Annotated in this window: 21 protein-coding genes; 17 read left to right on the forward strand and 4 right to left on the reverse strand. The window is 73.3% G+C overall.

Going from position 1 to position 16,730, the window contains the following annotated elements; genetic code table 11:
* Positions 1-89: 89 nt before the first annotated feature.
* Complete coding sequence (locus ACY3FI_RS01480; protein WP_462548958.1) at positions 90-458, reverse strand: nuclear transport factor 2 family protein; 369 nt, start codon at positions 456-458, stop codon at positions 90-92.
* A 22-nt stretch (positions 459-480) separates the two neighbouring features.
* Here ACY3FI_RS01480 and ACY3FI_RS01485 point away from each other — a divergent pair, with 22 nt between their 5' ends.
* The 7 genes from ACY3FI_RS01485 to ACY3FI_RS01515 all read left to right on the forward strand — a co-directional run bounded on the left by ACY3FI_RS01485 (position 481) and on the right by ACY3FI_RS01515 (position 5,970).
* A complete protein-coding gene (locus ACY3FI_RS01485) occupies positions 481-1,374 on the forward strand; it encodes an aminoglycoside phosphotransferase family protein (protein WP_462548959.1) in 894 nt (297 codons plus the stop codon).
* A gap of 101 nt (positions 1,375-1,475) precedes the next feature.
* The gene (locus ACY3FI_RS01490; protein WP_462548960.1) at positions 1,476-2,666 is read left to right on the forward strand and encodes a zinc-dependent alcohol dehydrogenase; all 1,191 of its coding nucleotides are present in this window, start codon (positions 1,476-1,478) and stop codon (positions 2,664-2,666) included.
* Between the two features lie 64 nt (positions 2,667-2,730).
* Positions 2,731-3,780 (forward strand): NAD-dependent epimerase/dehydratase family protein, encoded by a 1,050-nt coding sequence (locus tag ACY3FI_RS01495; protein WP_462548961.1) that lies wholly within the window; start codon positions 2,731-2,733, stop codon positions 3,778-3,780.
* 64 nt (positions 3,781-3,844) lie between these two features.
* The gene (locus ACY3FI_RS01500) at positions 3,845-4,249 is read left to right on the forward strand and encodes an SHOCT domain-containing protein (RefSeq protein ID WP_462548962.1); all 405 of its coding nucleotides are present in this window, start codon (positions 3,845-3,847) and stop codon (positions 4,247-4,249) included.
* A gap of 62 nt (positions 4,250-4,311) precedes the next feature.
* The gene (locus ACY3FI_RS01505; protein ID WP_462548963.1) at positions 4,312-4,824 is read left to right on the forward strand and encodes a hypothetical protein; all 513 of its coding nucleotides are present in this window, start codon (positions 4,312-4,314) and stop codon (positions 4,822-4,824) included.
* 23 nt (positions 4,825-4,847) lie between these two features.
* Entirely contained in the window at positions 4,848-5,288 is a 441-nt protein-coding gene (locus ACY3FI_RS01510; protein ID WP_462550386.1) for a DUF6314 family protein, read from the forward strand.
* A gap of 4 nt (positions 5,289-5,292) precedes the next feature.
* A complete protein-coding gene (locus ACY3FI_RS01515; protein ID WP_462548964.1) occupies positions 5,293-5,970 on the forward strand; it encodes a pentapeptide repeat-containing protein in 678 nt (225 codons plus the stop codon).
* 111 nt (positions 5,971-6,081) lie between these two features.
* Here the strand turns inward: ACY3FI_RS01515 and ACY3FI_RS01520 are convergent, their stop codons facing one another.
* Positions 6,082-7,053 carry an NAD(P)/FAD-dependent oxidoreductase gene (locus ACY3FI_RS01520; protein WP_462548965.1) on the reverse strand — a complete coding sequence of 324 codons (972 nt, stop codon included), beginning with the start codon at positions 7,051-7,053 and terminating at the stop codon, positions 6,082-6,084.
* Positions 7,054-7,140: 87 nt separating this feature from the next.
* Between ACY3FI_RS01520 and ACY3FI_RS01525 the strand changes: the two genes are divergently transcribed.
* Entirely contained in the window at positions 7,141-7,728 is a 588-nt protein-coding gene (locus ACY3FI_RS01525) for a helix-turn-helix domain-containing protein (protein ID WP_462550387.1), read from the forward strand.
* A 12-nt stretch (positions 7,729-7,740) separates the two neighbouring features.
* Here the strand turns inward: ACY3FI_RS01525 and ACY3FI_RS01530 are convergent, their stop codons facing one another.
* The gene (locus tag ACY3FI_RS01530; protein WP_462548966.1) at positions 7,741-8,508 is read right to left on the reverse strand and encodes a glycosyltransferase family 2 protein; all 768 of its coding nucleotides are present in this window, start codon (positions 8,506-8,508) and stop codon (positions 7,741-7,743) included.
* 215 nt (positions 8,509-8,723) lie between these two features.
* On the opposite strand from ACY3FI_RS01530, the gene ACY3FI_RS01535 reads away from it, so the two are divergent.
* The 9 genes from ACY3FI_RS01535 to ACY3FI_RS01575 all read left to right on the forward strand — a co-directional run bounded on the left by ACY3FI_RS01535 (position 8,724) and on the right by ACY3FI_RS01575 (position 15,485).
* A complete protein-coding gene (locus ACY3FI_RS01535; protein WP_462548967.1) occupies positions 8,724-9,701 on the forward strand; it encodes a hypothetical protein in 978 nt (325 codons plus the stop codon).
* Positions 9,698-10,141, forward strand: a complete 444-nt coding sequence (locus ACY3FI_RS01540) for a phage holin family protein (protein ID WP_462548968.1) — start codon at positions 9,698-9,700, stop codon at positions 10,139-10,141. Before ACY3FI_RS01535 ends, ACY3FI_RS01540 begins: the two co-directional genes overlap by 4 nt.
* Positions 10,138-10,743, forward strand: coding sequence for a DUF3618 domain-containing protein (locus ACY3FI_RS01545; RefSeq protein WP_462548969.1), 606 nt, complete (start codon positions 10,138-10,140; stop codon positions 10,741-10,743). The genes ACY3FI_RS01540 and ACY3FI_RS01545 overlap by 4 nt, the downstream gene beginning before the upstream one ends.
* Before the next feature lie 77 nt (positions 10,744-10,820).
* A complete protein-coding gene (locus tag ACY3FI_RS01550; protein WP_462548970.1) occupies positions 10,821-11,246 on the forward strand; it encodes a MarR family winged helix-turn-helix transcriptional regulator in 426 nt (141 codons plus the stop codon).
* Between the two features lie 28 nt (positions 11,247-11,274).
* Positions 11,275-11,916: an MBL fold metallo-hydrolase gene (locus ACY3FI_RS01555; protein WP_462548971.1), complete on the forward strand. Its 642-nt coding sequence runs from the start codon at positions 11,275-11,277 to the stop codon at positions 11,914-11,916.
* Between the two features lie 35 nt (positions 11,917-11,951).
* Positions 11,952-12,632 carry an HAD family hydrolase gene (locus ACY3FI_RS01560; RefSeq protein ID WP_462548972.1) on the forward strand — a complete coding sequence of 227 codons (681 nt, stop codon included), beginning with the start codon at positions 11,952-11,954 and terminating at the stop codon, positions 12,630-12,632.
* 35 nt (positions 12,633-12,667) lie between these two features.
* Positions 12,668-13,150: a GNAT family N-acetyltransferase gene (locus ACY3FI_RS01565; RefSeq protein ID WP_462548973.1), complete on the forward strand. Its 483-nt coding sequence runs from the start codon at positions 12,668-12,670 to the stop codon at positions 13,148-13,150.
* A gap of 47 nt (positions 13,151-13,197) precedes the next feature.
* A complete protein-coding gene (locus ACY3FI_RS01570) occupies positions 13,198-13,821 on the forward strand; it encodes a TetR/AcrR family transcriptional regulator (protein WP_462548974.1) in 624 nt (207 codons plus the stop codon).
* Entirely contained in the window at positions 13,818-15,485 is a 1,668-nt protein-coding gene (locus tag ACY3FI_RS01575) for an MDR family MFS transporter (protein WP_462548975.1), read from the forward strand. Before ACY3FI_RS01570 ends, ACY3FI_RS01575 begins: the two co-directional genes overlap by 4 nt.
* Before the next feature lie 186 nt (positions 15,486-15,671).
* Here the strand turns inward: ACY3FI_RS01575 and ACY3FI_RS01580 are convergent, their stop codons facing one another.
* Complete coding sequence (locus tag ACY3FI_RS01580) at positions 15,672-16,670, reverse strand: LacI family DNA-binding transcriptional regulator (RefSeq protein ID WP_462548976.1); 999 nt, start codon at positions 16,668-16,670, stop codon at positions 15,672-15,674.
* Positions 16,671-16,730 lie beyond the last annotated feature (60 nt).

Genomic DNA, 16,730 nt, shown 5'->3' on the forward strand with positions numbered 1-16,730 from the left:
GGAGGCGCGGTGCGGCTCCGGCGGACCGGTGCAGTCGGACCGCCTGCGGTCTGGAGGCGCGGTGCGGCTCCGCCCCGCGGCCGCCGCCCTCAGGCGGTGGCGTCCGCCTCCGCGAACACGGTCGTCAGCGCGACGATCAGCCCGTCGCGGACCTCGACGACGTCGACGCCACGCACGGCCGGTGCGCCGACCGGGCCGAACCCCCACGCGAGCACGCCGTGGGTCTCGGAGACGTAGCGACGACCCTCCTCGACGAACTGGAACGCGCCGGGCACCTGGTCGAGGAGCGCAGCGGCCTTGGCGTCGAGGGCGTCGCGGCCGGTGACCGTGCCCTCCGGGTCGGTGAAGGTCACGTCGGCGGCGTACGTCCGCTCGATCGCGGCCCGTCGGGCATCGGCGTCGCGGTTGCCGAAGACGTCGTGCAGGTTCGTGGTGAGCAGCTCGGACACGGTGGCCATGCGCGGAGCCTAGCCTGGCGGCATGACGTCCGAGGAGGTCCGTCCCCACATCGACGTGGCACTGGTCGAACGGCTCGTCGCCGCGCAGTTCCCGGCGTGGGCGGGCCTGCCCGTACGCGAGGTCGCGCACCAGGGGTGGGACAACCGGACGTACCGCCTCGGGAGCGGCCTGTCGGTCCGGCTGCCGAGCGCCACCGGGTACGTGCCCGCGGTCGAGAAGGAGCAGGCCGTGCTGCCGCTGCTGGCCCGCTCGCTCGACGTCGCCGTGCCGGAGCCGGTCGGGCTCGGCGTCCCCGGCGAGGGCTACCCGTTCCTGTGGTCGGTGCGCCGGTGGATCGACGGCGAGGTGGCGGTCGCCGTGCCGGACCTCGACCACGAGCGGTTCGCGCGCGAGGTCGGCGCGGTACTGCGGGCGCTCCGGTCCACACCGACGACGGGCGGACCGGCGGCTGGAGCACACTCGTTCCACCGCGGGGAGCACCCGTTTGTGTACGGCGACCAGGTCCGTGCGGCGCTCGACACCCTCGGCGACGCAGTCGACCGGACGGCGTGCGAGCGGGTGTGGGCCGAGGCGACCGCGACTTCGTGGGACGGACCGGGCGTCTGGTTCCACGGGGACGTCGCGCCCGGGAACCTGCTCGTCGACGGCGGCGGTCGGCTCTCGGCGGTCATCGACTTCGGCACGTGCGGCGTGGGCGATCCGGCGTGCGACCTCGTGCTCGCGTGGACGTTCCTCCGGCCGGAGGCGCGTCCGGCGTTCCGCGACGCCGTGGGCCTCGACGTCGACGCATGGGCGCGGGCACGCGGCTGGGCGCTGTGGAAGGCCCTCGTCGTGCTCGCCGGCAGCGCCGCACCCGGCGGTCGTGCAGAGCACGAGCGCACGCTCGCGACGGTGCTCGCCGACCCCGTCCGGTGACCGCACGGCTGTGAACGCACCACGGGGCGGGCGCGTACCGAGGGGTGCACGCGAGTCGTGCCTCCCGGCCGGCCGCGAAGCGACGACGAGAGGAACGCGACGTGCGCGCACTGACCTGGCAAGGCACCGAGAAGGTGTCCGTCGAGACCGTCCCCGACCCGACCATCCAGGAGCCGACCGACGCGATCGTGCGGATCACCTCCACGGCGATCTGCGGCTCCGACCTGCACCTGTACCGGGTCCTCGGCCCGTACATCGACAAGGGCGACGTCCTCGGACACGAGCCGATGGGCATCGTCGAGGAGGTCGGCTCCGCCGTCACCAACCTCAAGGTGGGCGACCGCGTCGTCATCCCCTTCAACATCTCCTGCGGACACTGCTGGATGTGCCAGCACGGCTTCCAGTCGCAGTGCGAGACCACCCAGGTGAAGGAGTACGGCACCGGCGCCTCGCTCTTCGGGTACACGAAGATGTACGGCCAGGTCCCCGGCGGCCAGGCCGAGTACCTGCGCGTGCCGCACGCCGACTACGGGCCCATCAAGGTGCCGGACACCGGCGCCGACGACCAGTGGCTCTTCATGAGCGACATCATCCCGACCGCGTGGCAGGCCGTGCAGTACGCGGACGTGCCCGAGGGCGGGACGCTCGCGGTGCTCGGCCTCGGCCCCGTCGGGCAGTTCACCGCCCGCATCGGCAAGCACCTCGGCTACCGCGTGCTCGCGGTCGACCCGGAACAGGTCCGCCGCGACCTCGGGGCCAAGCACGGCATCGAGGTGTTCGACCTCTCCGACGACGTCGTGCCGCAGCTGGTCGACCTGACCGACGGCCGCGGGCCGGACGGCGTGGTCGACGCGGTCGGCATGGAGGCGCACGGCAACCCCGTCGCCGGGTTCGCCCAGCGTGCGGCCGGCCTGCTGCCCGACAAGCTCGCGCAGAAGGCGATCGAGACCGCCGGTGTCGACCGGCTCGCCGCGGTGCACGCCGCGATCGACCTCGTCCGCCGCGGTGGCACGGTGTCGCTGTCCGGTGTGTACGGCGGCATGGCCGACCCGATGCCGATGATGACCCTGTTCGACAAGCAGATCACGATCCGCGAGGGACAGTGCAACGTCCGCCGCTGGGTCGACGACCTCATGCCGCTCGTGTCCGACCCGTCGGACCCGCTCGGCACGCTCGACCTCACCACGCACCGGGTGTCGCTCGAGGACGCCCCGCACATGTACTCGGTGTTCCAGAAGAAGCAGGACGGCTGCATCAAGGTCGTGCTCGACCCGGCGATGGCCGCCGCCTGATGGGCGTGCGTCCGGTGGCCGTGCGGAGCGCCGGCACGCGGCTGCTGCCGGTGCGGGGTCGCTGATGCGGATCGTCGTGGTCGGAGCGACCGGGAACGTCGGCACCGGCGTCCTGCGTCGGCTGGCCGCCGCCCGACTCGAGGGGTCGGGCGACGGGAGCCCGCTCCAGGTCGTCGGGGTCGCCCGACGGCTCCCGGACGCCCGCGTCGCGCCCTACGACGTCGCGCTCTGGCACGCGGTCGACATCGGTGGCCCGCGCGCCGTTGACGAGCTCACGGCGGTGTTCCAGGGCGCCGACGCCGTCGTGCACCTGGCGTGGGCGTTGCAGCCGACGCACGACATCCCCGCCCAGCACCGGACGAACGTCACCGGGACGGCGAACGTGCTCGAGGCCGTCGCACGCGCCGGTGTCGGACAGGTCGTCGTGTCGTCGAGTGTCGGCGCCTACCGCGGGGTCGACGTCGACGGCAAGCGCACCCCCGTCGACGAGTCCTTCCCCGCGACGGGGATCCCGACCGCGACCTACTCGATCCACAAGGCGGCGAACGAGGCCGCGATGGACGCCTTCGAGGCCGAGCACCCGGACGTCGTCGTGACCCGGCTCCGGCCCGGGCTCGTGTTCCAGCGCGGCGCGGCGGCCGAGCTCCGCGGGCTGTTCCTCGGACGCCTCGTGCCGATGTCGATCGTGCGCGCGCTGCGGTTCGCGGTCCTGCCGCTGCCGTTGCCGTTCGTGTTCCAGGCCGTGCACGCCGACGACCTCGCCGACGCGTTCTGGCGCGCGATCGACCGGCGGGCCGGCGGCGCCTTCAACATCGCCGCGGCACCGGTGCTCAACCCGCCACGGATGGCACGGGCGTTCGGCATGCTCGGTGCTGTCCGGGTACCGCTCCGGCTGATCCGCGGCATCGTCACGCTGACCTGGCGCCTGCGGTTGCAGCCGACGGACGCGGGGTGGGTGGACATCGCAGCGGGCGTGCCGATCATGCGCGTCGACCGCGCGCGTGCGGAGCTCGGGTGGGTGCCGCGCCACACCGCCGAGGAGGCGCTGCGGGAGCTCGTGTCCGGGTTCGCCGACGGGGCGGCCGTGTCGGCGTCGGAACCGCTCCGGGGGTAGCCCGCGGCGACGACCGTTCTGGGGCCTCCGCCGCCGGCACTCCGCGCGCTACGCTCGCGAGGAGATGCCGGCGATCCGTGCGGCGCTGACCGAACGGGGGACCAGGATGGCGATCGGGGACGACTTCTCGGAGATGGGCAACCCGCTCATCCCGCAGGCGTTCGACGTCGTGGGGACGATCATCGCGATCGGCGGGGTCGTCGTGGTGCTCGGCATCATCGCGTCCATCGCCGTAGCCGTCTACCGGGCCCAGCGCATGGCGAAGCGCGGACAGAACCCGTTGACGCTGCAGGAGGACCTGGCGTACCAGGCGTCCCGGAGCGCCACCCTGGCACCGGTCGCGCCCGCGTCCGAGCCGGCGACGGCGTCGCTCGAGCAGCGGCTCACCGAGCTCGACGACCTGCACCGCCGCGGGGTCATCTCCGACGAGGAGCACCGGACGGCGCGGGCCGGCGTCCTGCGCGGGTGAGCATCTCCGACTTCGACGTCGAGCCGGCCGTCGGATAGCGCTGGTGGGCGTGGGTCCTCGGCGTGCTCGGGGCCGTCACCGGTGTCCTCGCGGTGATCGGGTGGCCGGTGCCGCACGTCCCCGGGCGGTACGTGGACAACCACTCCTGGTCGATGACGGTGCACGACGCCCGCGCCTGGCTCGCGCACGACGGCTGGCGGATGTCCGGCGACTCCTGGGTGTGGGGAGCGCTGGCGATCGCTGCGACCTGCGGAGCCGTCGCACTGCTGCTCCCGACCTGGAGTGAGACCCGTCGGTGGGCGATCGTCGCCGTGCCCGCCGGGGTCCTGCTCGTGGTCGGTCCGGTGGTGCAGTGGGCGCTCGGACTGCCGTGGTCGAACTACGACGGTGGCTCGACGAGCGACCGTGCACTGGCCATCGTGGTCGTGGTCGCCCTGGCAGGCGTGGCCCTCGTCCTGCGGCGGGTCGTCCGTCGGGTCGGCCGGAGGGTGGACCGCCGAGCCGTGCGCCGGTCCGGCCAGCGGGACCCCTCGCCGGACGAGGGCGACGCACTGCCGCGCCACCGGCTCCGCTGACCGGCGGTTACCCTGGCCGGGTGATGCCGACGGACCTGCTCGGGGTGTGGGACCTCCACCGCACCGTGCAGGACCACCGCGCCGGCACGTCCGGCACCGTCACCGGGACGACGACGCTGACCGCGACCGCTCCGGACGAGGTCCGCTGGGACGAGTCCGGCACGATGCACCTCGGGGACCTGGTCACGCCCGTCTCCCGGACCCTGTCCGCCCGGCGCGTGGACGGCCGGTGGACCGTGCACTTCGCCGACGGCCGGGTCTTCCACGACTGGGTGTGGGGCGCGAGCGTCGAACACGCCTGCGCACCGGACGACTACACGGGCACGCTCGCCGGCGACGCACGACGGTGGACGGTCGAGTGGCGCGCGGTCGGTCCGGCGAAGGACTACCGGCTGTCCAGCGTGCTGACCCCGGTCGAGGTCGGTGCCACGGCAGGCGTCGCGCCGGACGTCACGGCAGACTGAGGGCATGGCTCGCAGGACCGGATCCCCCGACGGCGTGGACGCACCACGCATCAGCTTCACCCCGCCGACGGACCTCGAGGCGTGGACGCCCGGGCCGGGGGACCTCCTGACCGGCGACCGCATCGAGGGCAAGGACGTCGACGTGCTCGACATCGCGGGGGAGCGGCTGCCCGACCTCGAGGTCGAGGAGTGCGTCGTCGGCACGCTCCGCGCGGACGGCACGGACCTGCGGGGACTGCGGATCCGCGACTCGGTCGTCGAGACGCTCGACGCACCGGTGCTCCGCGCATCGAGCAGCACCTGGCGCGAGGTCCGGGTCGCCGCCGGCCGGGTGGGCTCGGCGGAGCTGTACGACGCGACGCTCAACGGGGTCGAGTTCGTCGGCCTGAAGCTCGGGTTCGTGAACCTCCGCGGGTCGGCGGTCACCGACGTGATGTTCCGCGACTGCGTGATCGACGAGCTCGACGTGGCGGACGCCCGACTCCTGCGCGTGTCGTTCACGGGCACCCGGATCCGCTCGGCCGAGGGCACGAACACCCGGATCGAGCACGTGGACCTGCGCGACGCGGACCTCGACCGGGTGGAGCGGCTCGAGGGGTTCCGCGGGGCGACGATCGGCAGCGAGCAGCTGTACGCGCTCGCGCCGCTGCTGGCCGCGCAGGCCGGCTACCGCGTGGCCTGAGCGCGCACCGAGTCTCGGGACGGCCCGCGCGAGTCTCGGCCCCAGCGACACATCATGCGCGCGCGGACCCGTGACGTGTCGCTCCGTGCGAGACTCGCGCGGACGGCAGCGTCAGCCCACCGGCACCGCGGCCAGCGCCGCCGCGAGGTCGGCCTGCACGAGGTCCCCGTGCACCGCCGCCCCGACCTGCGTCCCCGCCGCCGCCGACGCGATCACGGTCGCCATCGGGGTCGTCACGTTCCCCGCGGCGTACACCCCGCGTACGGTCGTCTGCCCGGCGGCGTCCACCGTCAACGCACTGCCCACGCGGAAGTCGTTCACCAGGACGTCCGACGCCACGAGCCCCAGACCCTCGAGGAACCCGACCCGGGCCTCCGCCGTGCTCGCCGCCGCGAGGGCATCGAGCGCCACGGCCTCCCCGGACCCGAGCTGGACGCCCGTGAGCCGACCGTCGACGGACTCGACCCGCGTGACCCGTTCGTCCACCACCGTGATGCCCCGCGCCGCGAGGCCCGCCCGCCCGTCGGCGTCGACGAGCGCCGGGTCCGTGACGAACGCCGTCACCCGGTCGCTCAGCGCGCGGAACATGAGCGCCTGGTGTGCACCGAACGGCGTCGACACGAGCACGCCGATGCGCTGGTCGCGGACCTCCCATCCGTGGCAGAACGGGCAGTGCACGACGCCGCGCCCCCACTGCTCGGCGAGGCCCGGGACCTCCGGCAGGACGTCCACGGCGCCGGAGGCGACGACCAGCCTGCGGGCGGTGACGACCGTGCCGGAGTCCAGCGTGACCGAGAAGGCGACCGGGTCGGGTCCGTCGGTCGGCAGCGGCGACGCGGCCACGATCCTCCCGTGCGTCACCTCGACGCCGTAGCGCGAGACCTCCTCGCGCCCGATCCCGGCGAGTTCCGCCGGGGCGACGCCCTCGCGGCCGAGGTAGTTGTGCGCGCCCTCGGCGGGCGCGTTCCGCGGTTCCCCGGAGTCGACGACGAGGACGGACCGGCGGGACCGGCCGAGGATGAGGGCGGCTGACAGGCCGGCGGCGGCGCCGCCGACGACGATGACGTCGTGGTGTTCTCGCATGCCGCGATCCTGCGGCTCGGCCGCGCCGTCTGGCAACGTTCGTTGCCGCTCTGGCAACATGGCCGGGTGCACGCCCGGGAGGAACGGATCACCACACGGACGACGGCCGAGGTCGTCGACGCGGTCGGCCCGCGCCTGCGCGCCCTCCGCGCCCGACGCGACGTCACCCTCGGCGCGCTCTCCGAGCGCACCGGCATCTCGGTCTCGACGCTCTCCCGGCTGGAGTCGGGGCAGCGGAAGCCGACGCTCGAACTCCTGCTCCCGCTCGCGAAGGCGTACCAGGTGCCGCTCGACGACCTCGTCGGGGCGCCGCAGACGGGCGACCCCCGTGTGCACCTCAAGCCGGAGCGGCACGGCGGCCGCATCGTGATCCCGCTGACGAAGCGCACCGGGGGTGTGCGGTCCTTCAAGCAGCTCATCCCGCCCGAGCCCGCGAACGGCGACCGGACGCTCAAGACGCACGAGGGCTACGAGTGGCTCTACGTGCTGTCCGGGCGACTCCGGCTGCTGCTCGGCGAGCGGGACTTCGACCTCGGGCCGGGCGAGGTCGTGGAGTTCGACACGCACACGCCGCACTGGGTGGGCAACACGACGGACGAGGTGACCGAGGTGCTGTGCCTGTACGGGCCGCAGGGCGAGCGGGCGCACGTCCGGTCGCGGCCGACGGGGGCCTAGCGGGAGCACCCGTCAGCGCGTGTGCCACCACGCCGTCTCGGCACGGGCCGCGTGCCCTGCCGTTCGGAGTCGTCGGGCCCATCGCCGGACCGGGTTCGCCCGTCGGCCGTTCACGCGGAAGGTGTGGAACGCCCGCCGGGTCCTGACCACCACGGACCCGAGGTCGGAGAGCGGTCGCGCGGACACCTGCACCGTGAGCGAGCGGTCCACGACGACACGCCAGGCGGGGTCGAGCTGCATGCTGAGGTCGACGTCGTCGTGCACCTCGGGGTCCTCGCGGTGCACCCTTGCCCGGACGGACTCCCACGTCGAACGGCGCATGGCCAGCGCCGACCCGAACAGCGGCGGGCGGCCGAGCGCGGCACGGACGAGGACGAAGTACGGGCCCATGTAGACCGCGTCCCAGACGCGGCGGAGCACCGGTCCGCCCTCGAGCGGACGCCCGGGGCCGGTGACGGCGACGGTCGTCGGGTCGTCGAGCAGGCGGAGCGCGGCGGCGATCCAGCCAGGCGGCGGCACGGAGTCGGCGTCAAGCCGGACCAGCACGTCCCCGGTCGCCACGTCGTACCCGCGAGCGGAGGCCCGGGCGATCCCGCGCACCGGCTCGGTCACGACCACGGCCCCGGCGGCGCGGGCCACCGCGGCACCGTCGTCGGAGCTGCCGTTGTCGACGACCACCACCTCGTCGGCCGGACGGGTCTGGTCGGCGAGCGCCGCGAGGCACCGACGCAGGTGGTCGGCGTCGTCCCGCACCGGGACCACCACGGAGACGCGGGTCATCGTTCGATCCTGCCGGAGCGGGGCTGGGCGGCCGACCGGGCTGCGTCGAACGGACCGTCGACCGCGTTTTCCGACGTTCCTGGGTCGCACACCAGAGAGGACGGCGCATCGTCGGCCTCCACACCGCGGGGCGACCCCGGTGGACGCCGTGGGCACAGCTCGCGGCGACGACCACGGGCACCCGGCCCGTGGCGACGAAGGACCGGAAGGCCACCATGACCACGAACCCACCCGGGAACGAATCCGGGACGCCCATCCACGACCGCACCGCCGCCTCGGAGGGCCACGAGGTCCGCCCCGGCGTGACCGTCCCCTCGTACGCGAACCCGACGCCGGCCGGCCCGGGCGACCCCGACCTGGCGCAGCCCTACGAGCCGTTCGACGACGACGCTCCGCTCGACGCCCTCCCGGGCTCCGAGCCGCTGACCCCCGTCACCTCGGGCAGCACGCTCCCCGGCGGCGCCAGCGCAGGCGGTACCGCCTCCGGCAGCACGCTCGGCCCGGACGGCACGCTCGGCGCCCACTCCGCCGCCGGTGGCTCCGGCGCGAGCGGCAGCGGCTCCGGCAGCAGCAACGGCAAGGCCGACGCGGCCAAGGGTGCGGCGAAGGACGTCGCCGGTGACGCCAAGGCGAAGGCCTCGGACGTCGCGGGCACCGCCAAGGAGCAGGTGTCGAACGTCGCATCCGAAGCGACCGAACACGCCAAGCAGCTCTACTCGCAGGCGACGGACACCCTCAAGGAGCAGGCGGCCGGGCAGCAGCAGCGCGCCGCCGGCGGTCTCCGCAGCATCGGCGAGCAGCTCGGCCGGATGGCCGAGAAGGACGACGAGCAGGGCGTCGCGGCGAAGGTCGTCCGCGACCTCTCGCACCGTGCCGGTTCGGCCGCCGGGTACCTCGAGGGTCGCGACCCCGGCTCGCTCCTCGACGAGGTGAAGTCGTTCGCCGCCAAGCGCCCGGGCACCTTCATCGCGATCGCCGCCGGCGCGGGCATCCTCGCCGGTCGTCTCGCGAAGGCGCTCGCGACCGAGGTGAAGCACGAGAAGGAAGCCGAGGCCAGCACGAGCACGAGCACCGGCACCACCACCGGCACCGGCTACAGCACCAGCTCGGTCACCGACGCGTTCCCCGCGACGGGGACCGGCTACGACGCAGGCACCACCCCGGGCACCGACCGGACGGTGGGCGGCGTATGAGTCACACGACCCCGGGTGCGTTCCCGGTGGGTGAACCGTCACCCGAGGAGCGCGCCGCCACGACACCGCTCGGCGAGCTGCTGTCCGACGTGTCCCGCGACCTGTCGAACCTCTTCCGGCAGGAGGTCGCGCTCGCCAAGGCCGAGCTGACCGACTCCGCGAAGAAGGCGGGCAAGGCCGGCGGCATGTTCGGCGGCGCGGGCCTCACCGCCCTGTTCGCCCTGCTGTTCCTGTCGATCGCCGCATGGTGGGGTCTCGGCTACCTCATCGGCAACGCGTGGTCGGCCGTCGTCATCGCCGTGATCTACGCGATCGTCGCTGCGATCCTCGCCGTGCGCGGTCGCAAGGAGATCAAGGAGATCAAGGGCGCCCCGCAGACGGTCGAGACCGTCAAGGAAGTCCCCGAGACCCTCAAGCCCAACACCGGGAGGAAGCCATGAGCACCCCAGACGAGATCCGCGCCGACATCGAACGCACCCGCGGCGAGCTCGGCTCCGACGTCGACGCCCTCGCCGACAAGGTGAGCCCGTCGTCGATCGCGCACCGGCAGACCGAGAAGGTCAAGGGCAAGTTCCAGGACGTCCGTGAGTCGGTCATGGGTGCTGCCGGCAGTGCTCGCGACTCCGTGATGGGCGCCGCCGACTCGGCCCGCTCCAGCGTCGCGGGCTCCGGCTCGGACGCCGCGGGGTCCGTGAAGGACACCGCGTCGCGCGGCGTCCAGAAGGCCAAGGGCAACCCGCTCGCGGTCGGACTCATCGCCTTCGGCGCCGGCTGGCTCGTGTCGTCGCTCATCCCCACCTCGGACAAGGAGGAGGAGCTGGCCGGCGAGCTGAAGGACAAGGCGGCGCCGCTCGTCGACAAGGCGAAGGAGCAGGCCAAGGACGCCAGCGCCCCGCTCGTCGACGCGGCGAAGGAGCACGCGCAGGACCTCAAGGGGACCGCGCAGGACGCCGCGCAGACCGTGAAGGACGAGGCGCAGGGCGCCGCGTCCGACGTGCAGGACCACGCGAAGAGCGCTGCGGACGACGTGCGCAGCAACTGACGCGACCAGGTGACGGTCTGGAGGCGCGGTGCCAGCTGGCACCGCGCCTCCAGTCCGTCCCGCGGTACCGTCGTGAGGTGGACCCCACCGACGAGCTCGCTGCCGATCTGCGGCACGCCATCGGGCGCCTCGTGCGCGCAGCGCGCCGCGAGGCGGACGCGCTGCCCGCGACGCACACCACCACGCTCGGCTTCCTCAGTCGCGAGGGCTCCATGACGATCGCCGAGCTCGCGCGGCGTCGCGGGGTGAAGCACCAGGGGCAGTCCCGCACCGTCGGGGAGCTCGCGGAACTCGGCCACGTGGAGCGGACCGCCTCCGAGGCAGACCGTCGGGTCGCGGTCATCGCGATCACACCGACGGGTGCCGCAGCGCTCCAGCGGGACATGGACGCACGCGCTGACTGGCTCGCGACCGCGCTCCGCGAGGAGCTCGACGACGAGGAGCGGGCACTGCTGCGGCGGCTGCCGGACCTGCTCGACCGTCTCGCCGGGCACGCGGACTGATCTACAACACTGTTGTACAGTTGGCGCCATGGAGTTGACGAAGTACAACCACGCCACCGTCGTCCTCGAGCAGGGCGACACCACCATCGTCATCGACCCGGGCGTCTTCACGCCCGAGGCCGCAGACCTCGCCCGCAGCGCCACCGGGGTCCTCGTCACGCACGAGCACCCGGACCACGTCGACGTCGATGCCCTGCGCGCCGCCCTCGACGCGAACACCGACCTCGTGGTCCGTGCGCCGCAGGCCGTGGTCGACCAGCTCGGCGAGCACGACGGCCGCGTCGTGGCCGTCGCCGACGGGGACTCCTTCTCCGTCGGGTCGCTCCCCGTCCGGGTGTTCGGCGAGCACCACGCCGTGATCCACCCCGACCTGCCGACCATCGCGAACGTCGGCTACCTCGTCGACGACGCCGTGTTCCACCCCGGCGACGCGTACCTCGTGCCGGGCGTCGCCGTGCGGCTGCTCCTCGTGCCGACGAGCGGGCCGTGGGCGAAGACGGGCGAGGCCATCGACTACGTCCGCGCCGTCGCACCGGAGCGTGCCGTGCAGATCCACGAGCTGCTCCTGAGCGACGTCGGGCAGCAGTCGAACGTGCGGATGCTCGGCGAGGACGGCCTCGGCGGGGTGCCGACGTCGATCCTGCCGGCCGGGGAGTCGATCACGGTCTGAGTCGACGCACGCGGTCGGGGGAGCAGGCTGGACCGATGGCTGACGCTCCCTCGACCGCTGTCCTCTTCGACATCGACGGCACCCTCGCCGACTCGAACTACGCGCACGTCGACGCATGGTGGCGGGCCTTCCGGGCTGCCGGCCAGTCCGTCGACGGCTGGCGCATCCACCGTGCGATCGGCATGGACTCGGCGAAGCTGCTCGAGGAGCTGCTGCCGGACGCCTCCGACGAGGAGCGCGACCAGGCCAAGCAGTTCCACACCGCGTACTACCGCGAGCACATGCCGCAGCTGCGCCTCCTGCCGGGCGCCCGCGAGCTGCTCGAGGCCGTCGCGGAGGCCGGGCACGCGGTCGTCCTGGCGACGAGTGCCCCGGCCGACGAACTCGCACGACTGCAGGAGCTGCTCGACGCCTCGGCGTGGGTGACGGCCGTGACGAGCTCGGAGGACGTGGAGCAGGCCAAGCCCGACCCGGGCATCATCCAGGTCGCGCTCGACAAGGCCGGGGTGTCGGCCGAGCACGCCGTGATGGTCGGCGACGCGATGTGGGACGTGGAGTCGTCGGGGAAGGTCGGGGTGTCCTGCATCGGCGTGATGACCGGCGGGATCGGTGGCGACGAACTCCGCGGGGCGGGGGCTGCCGCCGTCTACGACGACGCCGCGGCCGTGCTGGCGGCGTTCCGCGCCGGCGAGGGGCCCATCGCCGAACTGGCCTGACCGGCACGCCGGCGGCCGTGCCAGGATGGTCGATCGTGATCACGATCGAACGCGTCGCCTGGGACGACCCCCGGGGCGTGGTGCTGCGGGCCACCATGGACGAGGAGATGCACGAGCGCTACGGCGACGGGCACGCGGACGAGGACCCGGCGGTCACCGCCGAGCGGACCCGCGCGCTGTCGGTCGACCCGGCGCAGGTCATCACCTCGGTGCTCGCGCTCGACGAGGACGGCACGCCCCTCGGGCACATCGCCGTCCGTCGGCTCGGCGACGAGGTCGAGCTCAAGCGCCTCATCGTCCTCGCGGCCGCCCGGGGGAAGGGCGTCGCCACCGCACTGCTGACCGAGGGTGAGCAGGTCGCCCGCGAGGCCGGTGCCGAGCGCGTCATCCTGCAGACCGGGGACAAGCAGCCCGACGCGGTGGCGCTCTACCGCAAGACCGGGTGGCAGCAGATCGACGTGTACGAGCCGTACGCCGAGACCATGCCCTGGTCGTTCTGCTTCGCGAAGGCGCTGTAGCCCTCGCAGTCGTTGCACTTTCAGGTTGAGAGTGCAATTCTTACCCGGTGAGCACCACCGAACGCACCCGCGCGCTGCGCCGACGCATGGTCGTCGAAGCGCGCCGTGCGACGATCGAACACGGCCTGCACGGCTTCACGATCGAACAGCTCTGTGCGACCGTCGGCGTCTCGCGCCGGACCTTCTTCAACCACTTCGCCTCGAAGGACGACGCCGTGCTCGGCATCGAGCAGGGCGCGATGGAGGAGGCCCTGCAGGCGTACGCCGCGGGTGACCTCGTGCCGGGCGACCTCGACCCGCTCGGGTCGGTCGTCGCGCTCGCGATCGAGCAGATGCACGTCGTCGGGCTCGACCGCGCGGACGAGGCCCTCGTCCGTCGGGTCTTCGAGGCCGAGCCGGTCATGGTCGCGAAGTTCCTCGCCGCCGCCGAGGTCCAGCTCGCGGCCGTCGGGCGGGCCGTCCGGCAGCGCTTCGGCTGGACCGACCCGGACGACCGGCGTGGCCAGCTGGTGGCCGAGGCTGCAGCGGGCCTGCTCAAGGTCACCGCGGGCACCTACTTCGACGACGCCTTCGACGAGGCGACGGGCCCGACGTTCGACGCGTTGCTCACCGACGACCTCCGCCAGCTCAGGGCGGCCATCACCACCACCGGACAGGACACCACGGCATGAGCGCCACCACGCAGGGCACCAAGCGCGCCCGACCCGGATCCGACGGGCCGCTGCTCCTGACGCAGCGCCGCATCTGGATCATCTTCTCCGCCCTGATCGCGGGCATGCTGCTCTCCAGCCTCGACCAGACGATCGTCTCCACCGCGATGCCGACCATCGTCGGGGAGCTCGGCGGCGTCGCACACCAGGCGTGGCTCACCACCGGGTACCTGCTCGCGTCCACGATCGTGATGCCGATCTACGGCAAGTTCGGTGACGTCCTCGGGCGCCGGAACCTGTTCCTCGTCGCGATCGCCCTGTTCACGATCGCGTCCGCCGGGTGCGCCTTCGCCGGGGACTTCACGCAGCTCGTGGTCTTCCGCGCGATGCAGGGCCTCGGCGGCGGCGGCCTGATGATCCTGTCGCAGGCGATCATCGCCGACATCGTGCCCGCCTCCGAGCGCGGCAAGTACCTCGGCCCGCTCGGCGCGGTCTTCGGCCTCTCGGCGATCGGCGGCCCGCTGCTCGGCGGCTTCTTCGTCGACCACCTCACCTGGAACTGGGCCTTCTACATCAACATCCCGGTCGGCATCGCAGCGTTCTTCGTCGCCTGGTTCGCCCTGACCCTGCCGACCAAGAAGGCCGAGAAGAAGATCGACGTGCTCGGCGTCGTGCTCATGTCGATCGCGACGACGTGCCTGGTCTTCTTCTCGGAGTTCGGCGGCAGCAAGGACCACGGCTGGGACGCCCTCGAGACCTGGGCCTGGTTCGCCGGGCTGGTCGTCGCCGCGGCCCTGCTCGTGCTCGTCGAGTCCCGAGTCGAGGACCCGGTGCTCCCGATGTCGTTCTTCCGCAACCGCACGTTCCTGCTCGCCACCGGCATCGGTCTCGTGCTCGGGATCGGCATGTTCGCGGCGATCGGCTTCGTCCCGACGTTCCTGCAGATGGCGTCCGGCACCTCGGCGGCCGTGTCGGGCCTGCTCATGCTCCCGATGATGGTCGGCCTCATCGGCACCTCGATCGCGTCCGGCAACCTGATCACGAAGACCGGCCGCTACCGGGTGTTCCCGATCGTCGGCACGGTGCTGGTCGCCCTCGCCATGCTCGCCATGACGCAGCTCGCCGCCGACACCCCGATCTGGCTCATCTGCGCCTACCTCTTCGTGTTCGGCGCGGGCCTCGGCCTCATCATGCAGGTGGTCGTCCTCGTCGCGCAGAACGCCGTGCCCGCCGAGCAGGTGGGTACCGCCACGTCGACGAACAACTACTTCCGCGAGGTCGGCGCCTCCCTCGGTACCGCCGTCTTCGGCGCCCTGTTCACCGCGCGGCTCACCACGTCGCTCACCGACGTCTTCCGGGGTGCCGGTGGCTCGGCGACCGACGCCGCGTCCTCAGCGGGCAGCATCGATCCGGCCACGGTCGCGAAGCTGCCGGAGGCGGTGCAGGACGGCATCGTGAACGCGTACGCCGACTCGCTGGCACCGGTCTTCTGGTACCTCCTGCCGTTCATCGCGGTCGCCTTCCTGCTCGCCCTGTTCCTGCCGCAGATCCGACTGTCCGACACGGCCGGCATGGTCGCCCGCGGCGAGGCCGTCGGCGGCGCCGAGGCCGACGAGCTCGAGCGGGCGCAGCGCGCCGAGCGTGCCGCGGCCGAGTCCGACGCGAAGGCGACAGACCGCGCCTGACCGACCGCGCCGATCTGTCGCTCTCGCGACCACGGACGGACTGGAGGCGCGGTGCGGGCCCGCCCCGCGCCTCCAGTCCGGCCCCGGTGCCGGCCGCAGAGCCAGCGCCGGTCGGTCCGCGGAAGCGACAGGTCGTGCCGGACGGTCCGCGGCGGTCTGTTGCTCTGGCGGACGAGACGGTGCGGGTCAGGTGCCGGTGCTCGCGCGGGGGACGAGTCGGGCGGGCAGCACGGCCGGCTCGACCTCGGTGCCGTCGATCTCCGCCAGCAGGCGGAGGGCCGCCGCGCGGCCGAGCGCCGCTCCCGGCAGTGCGACGCTCGTCAGGGCGGGCGCGGTGACCGACGAGGACGGCAGGTCGTCGAAGCCCGCCACCGCGAGCTCGCCGGGGACCGCGATGCCGAGCGCGCCCGCGACGCGGAGCACCCCGTACGCCAGGGTGTCGGCCGCCGCGACGACCGCCGTGACACCGTCCTCCTGCCAGGCCTCGACGACGTGTTCGGTCGCGGCGGCAGCGGCGTCCACGGTGAGGTCCGCGCGGGCGGTGACCTCGGAGACGGTGATGCCGGCGGCGGCGCAGGCCTCCTCGAAGAGCTCCCGGCGGACGCCGAACGTCGCTGCGCGCGAGGTCCCGTCGAGGTACCCGACCCGGCGGTGGCCGCGCTCCCGGAGGTGCGCCACGAGGTCGTGCACGCCGGGGGAGAGGTCGTAGTTCACCGCGTCCGTGCCGTCCGGGGCGTCGAGGAGCACGACGGGCACCGACGCCGACGTGGTCTCGTGCGAGGCGGGTGCGTCGACGAGGATGCCGGCCGGACGGAGCCGTTCGAAGCGTCGGACGTCGGCCGCCACGGGCTGGGCACCGCGCTCGGTGACGGAGAGCACCAGCTGGTACCGGTCGCCGACGGTGTCGCGGACGCCGCGGATGACCTCGGCGAAGAAGGGGTTCGACAGGTCGGGTGCGATGAGCACCACGAGGTCGCCACTGCCCCGGGCCAGGGAGCTCGCCGCGTGGTCGACCACGTAGCCGAGTTCCTCGACGGCGTCCCGCACCCGAGCTGCGATCGGATCGGAGACCCGGCCTCGCTCCTTGCCGTTCACGACGAGCGACACCGTGGCGATGCTCGTGCCCGCGCGGTCCGCGACCATCGCGGCGGTGACGCGGCGGCCGGAGGCGGCGGAGGATGGCACCCGGCGAGCCTACCGAGGGCGGTGCGGGTGGGGCCTGAGGGACGCTCGCCGAGTTGACGT

The sequence above is a fragment of the Curtobacterium sp. RM9 genome, from assembly GCF_054956955.1.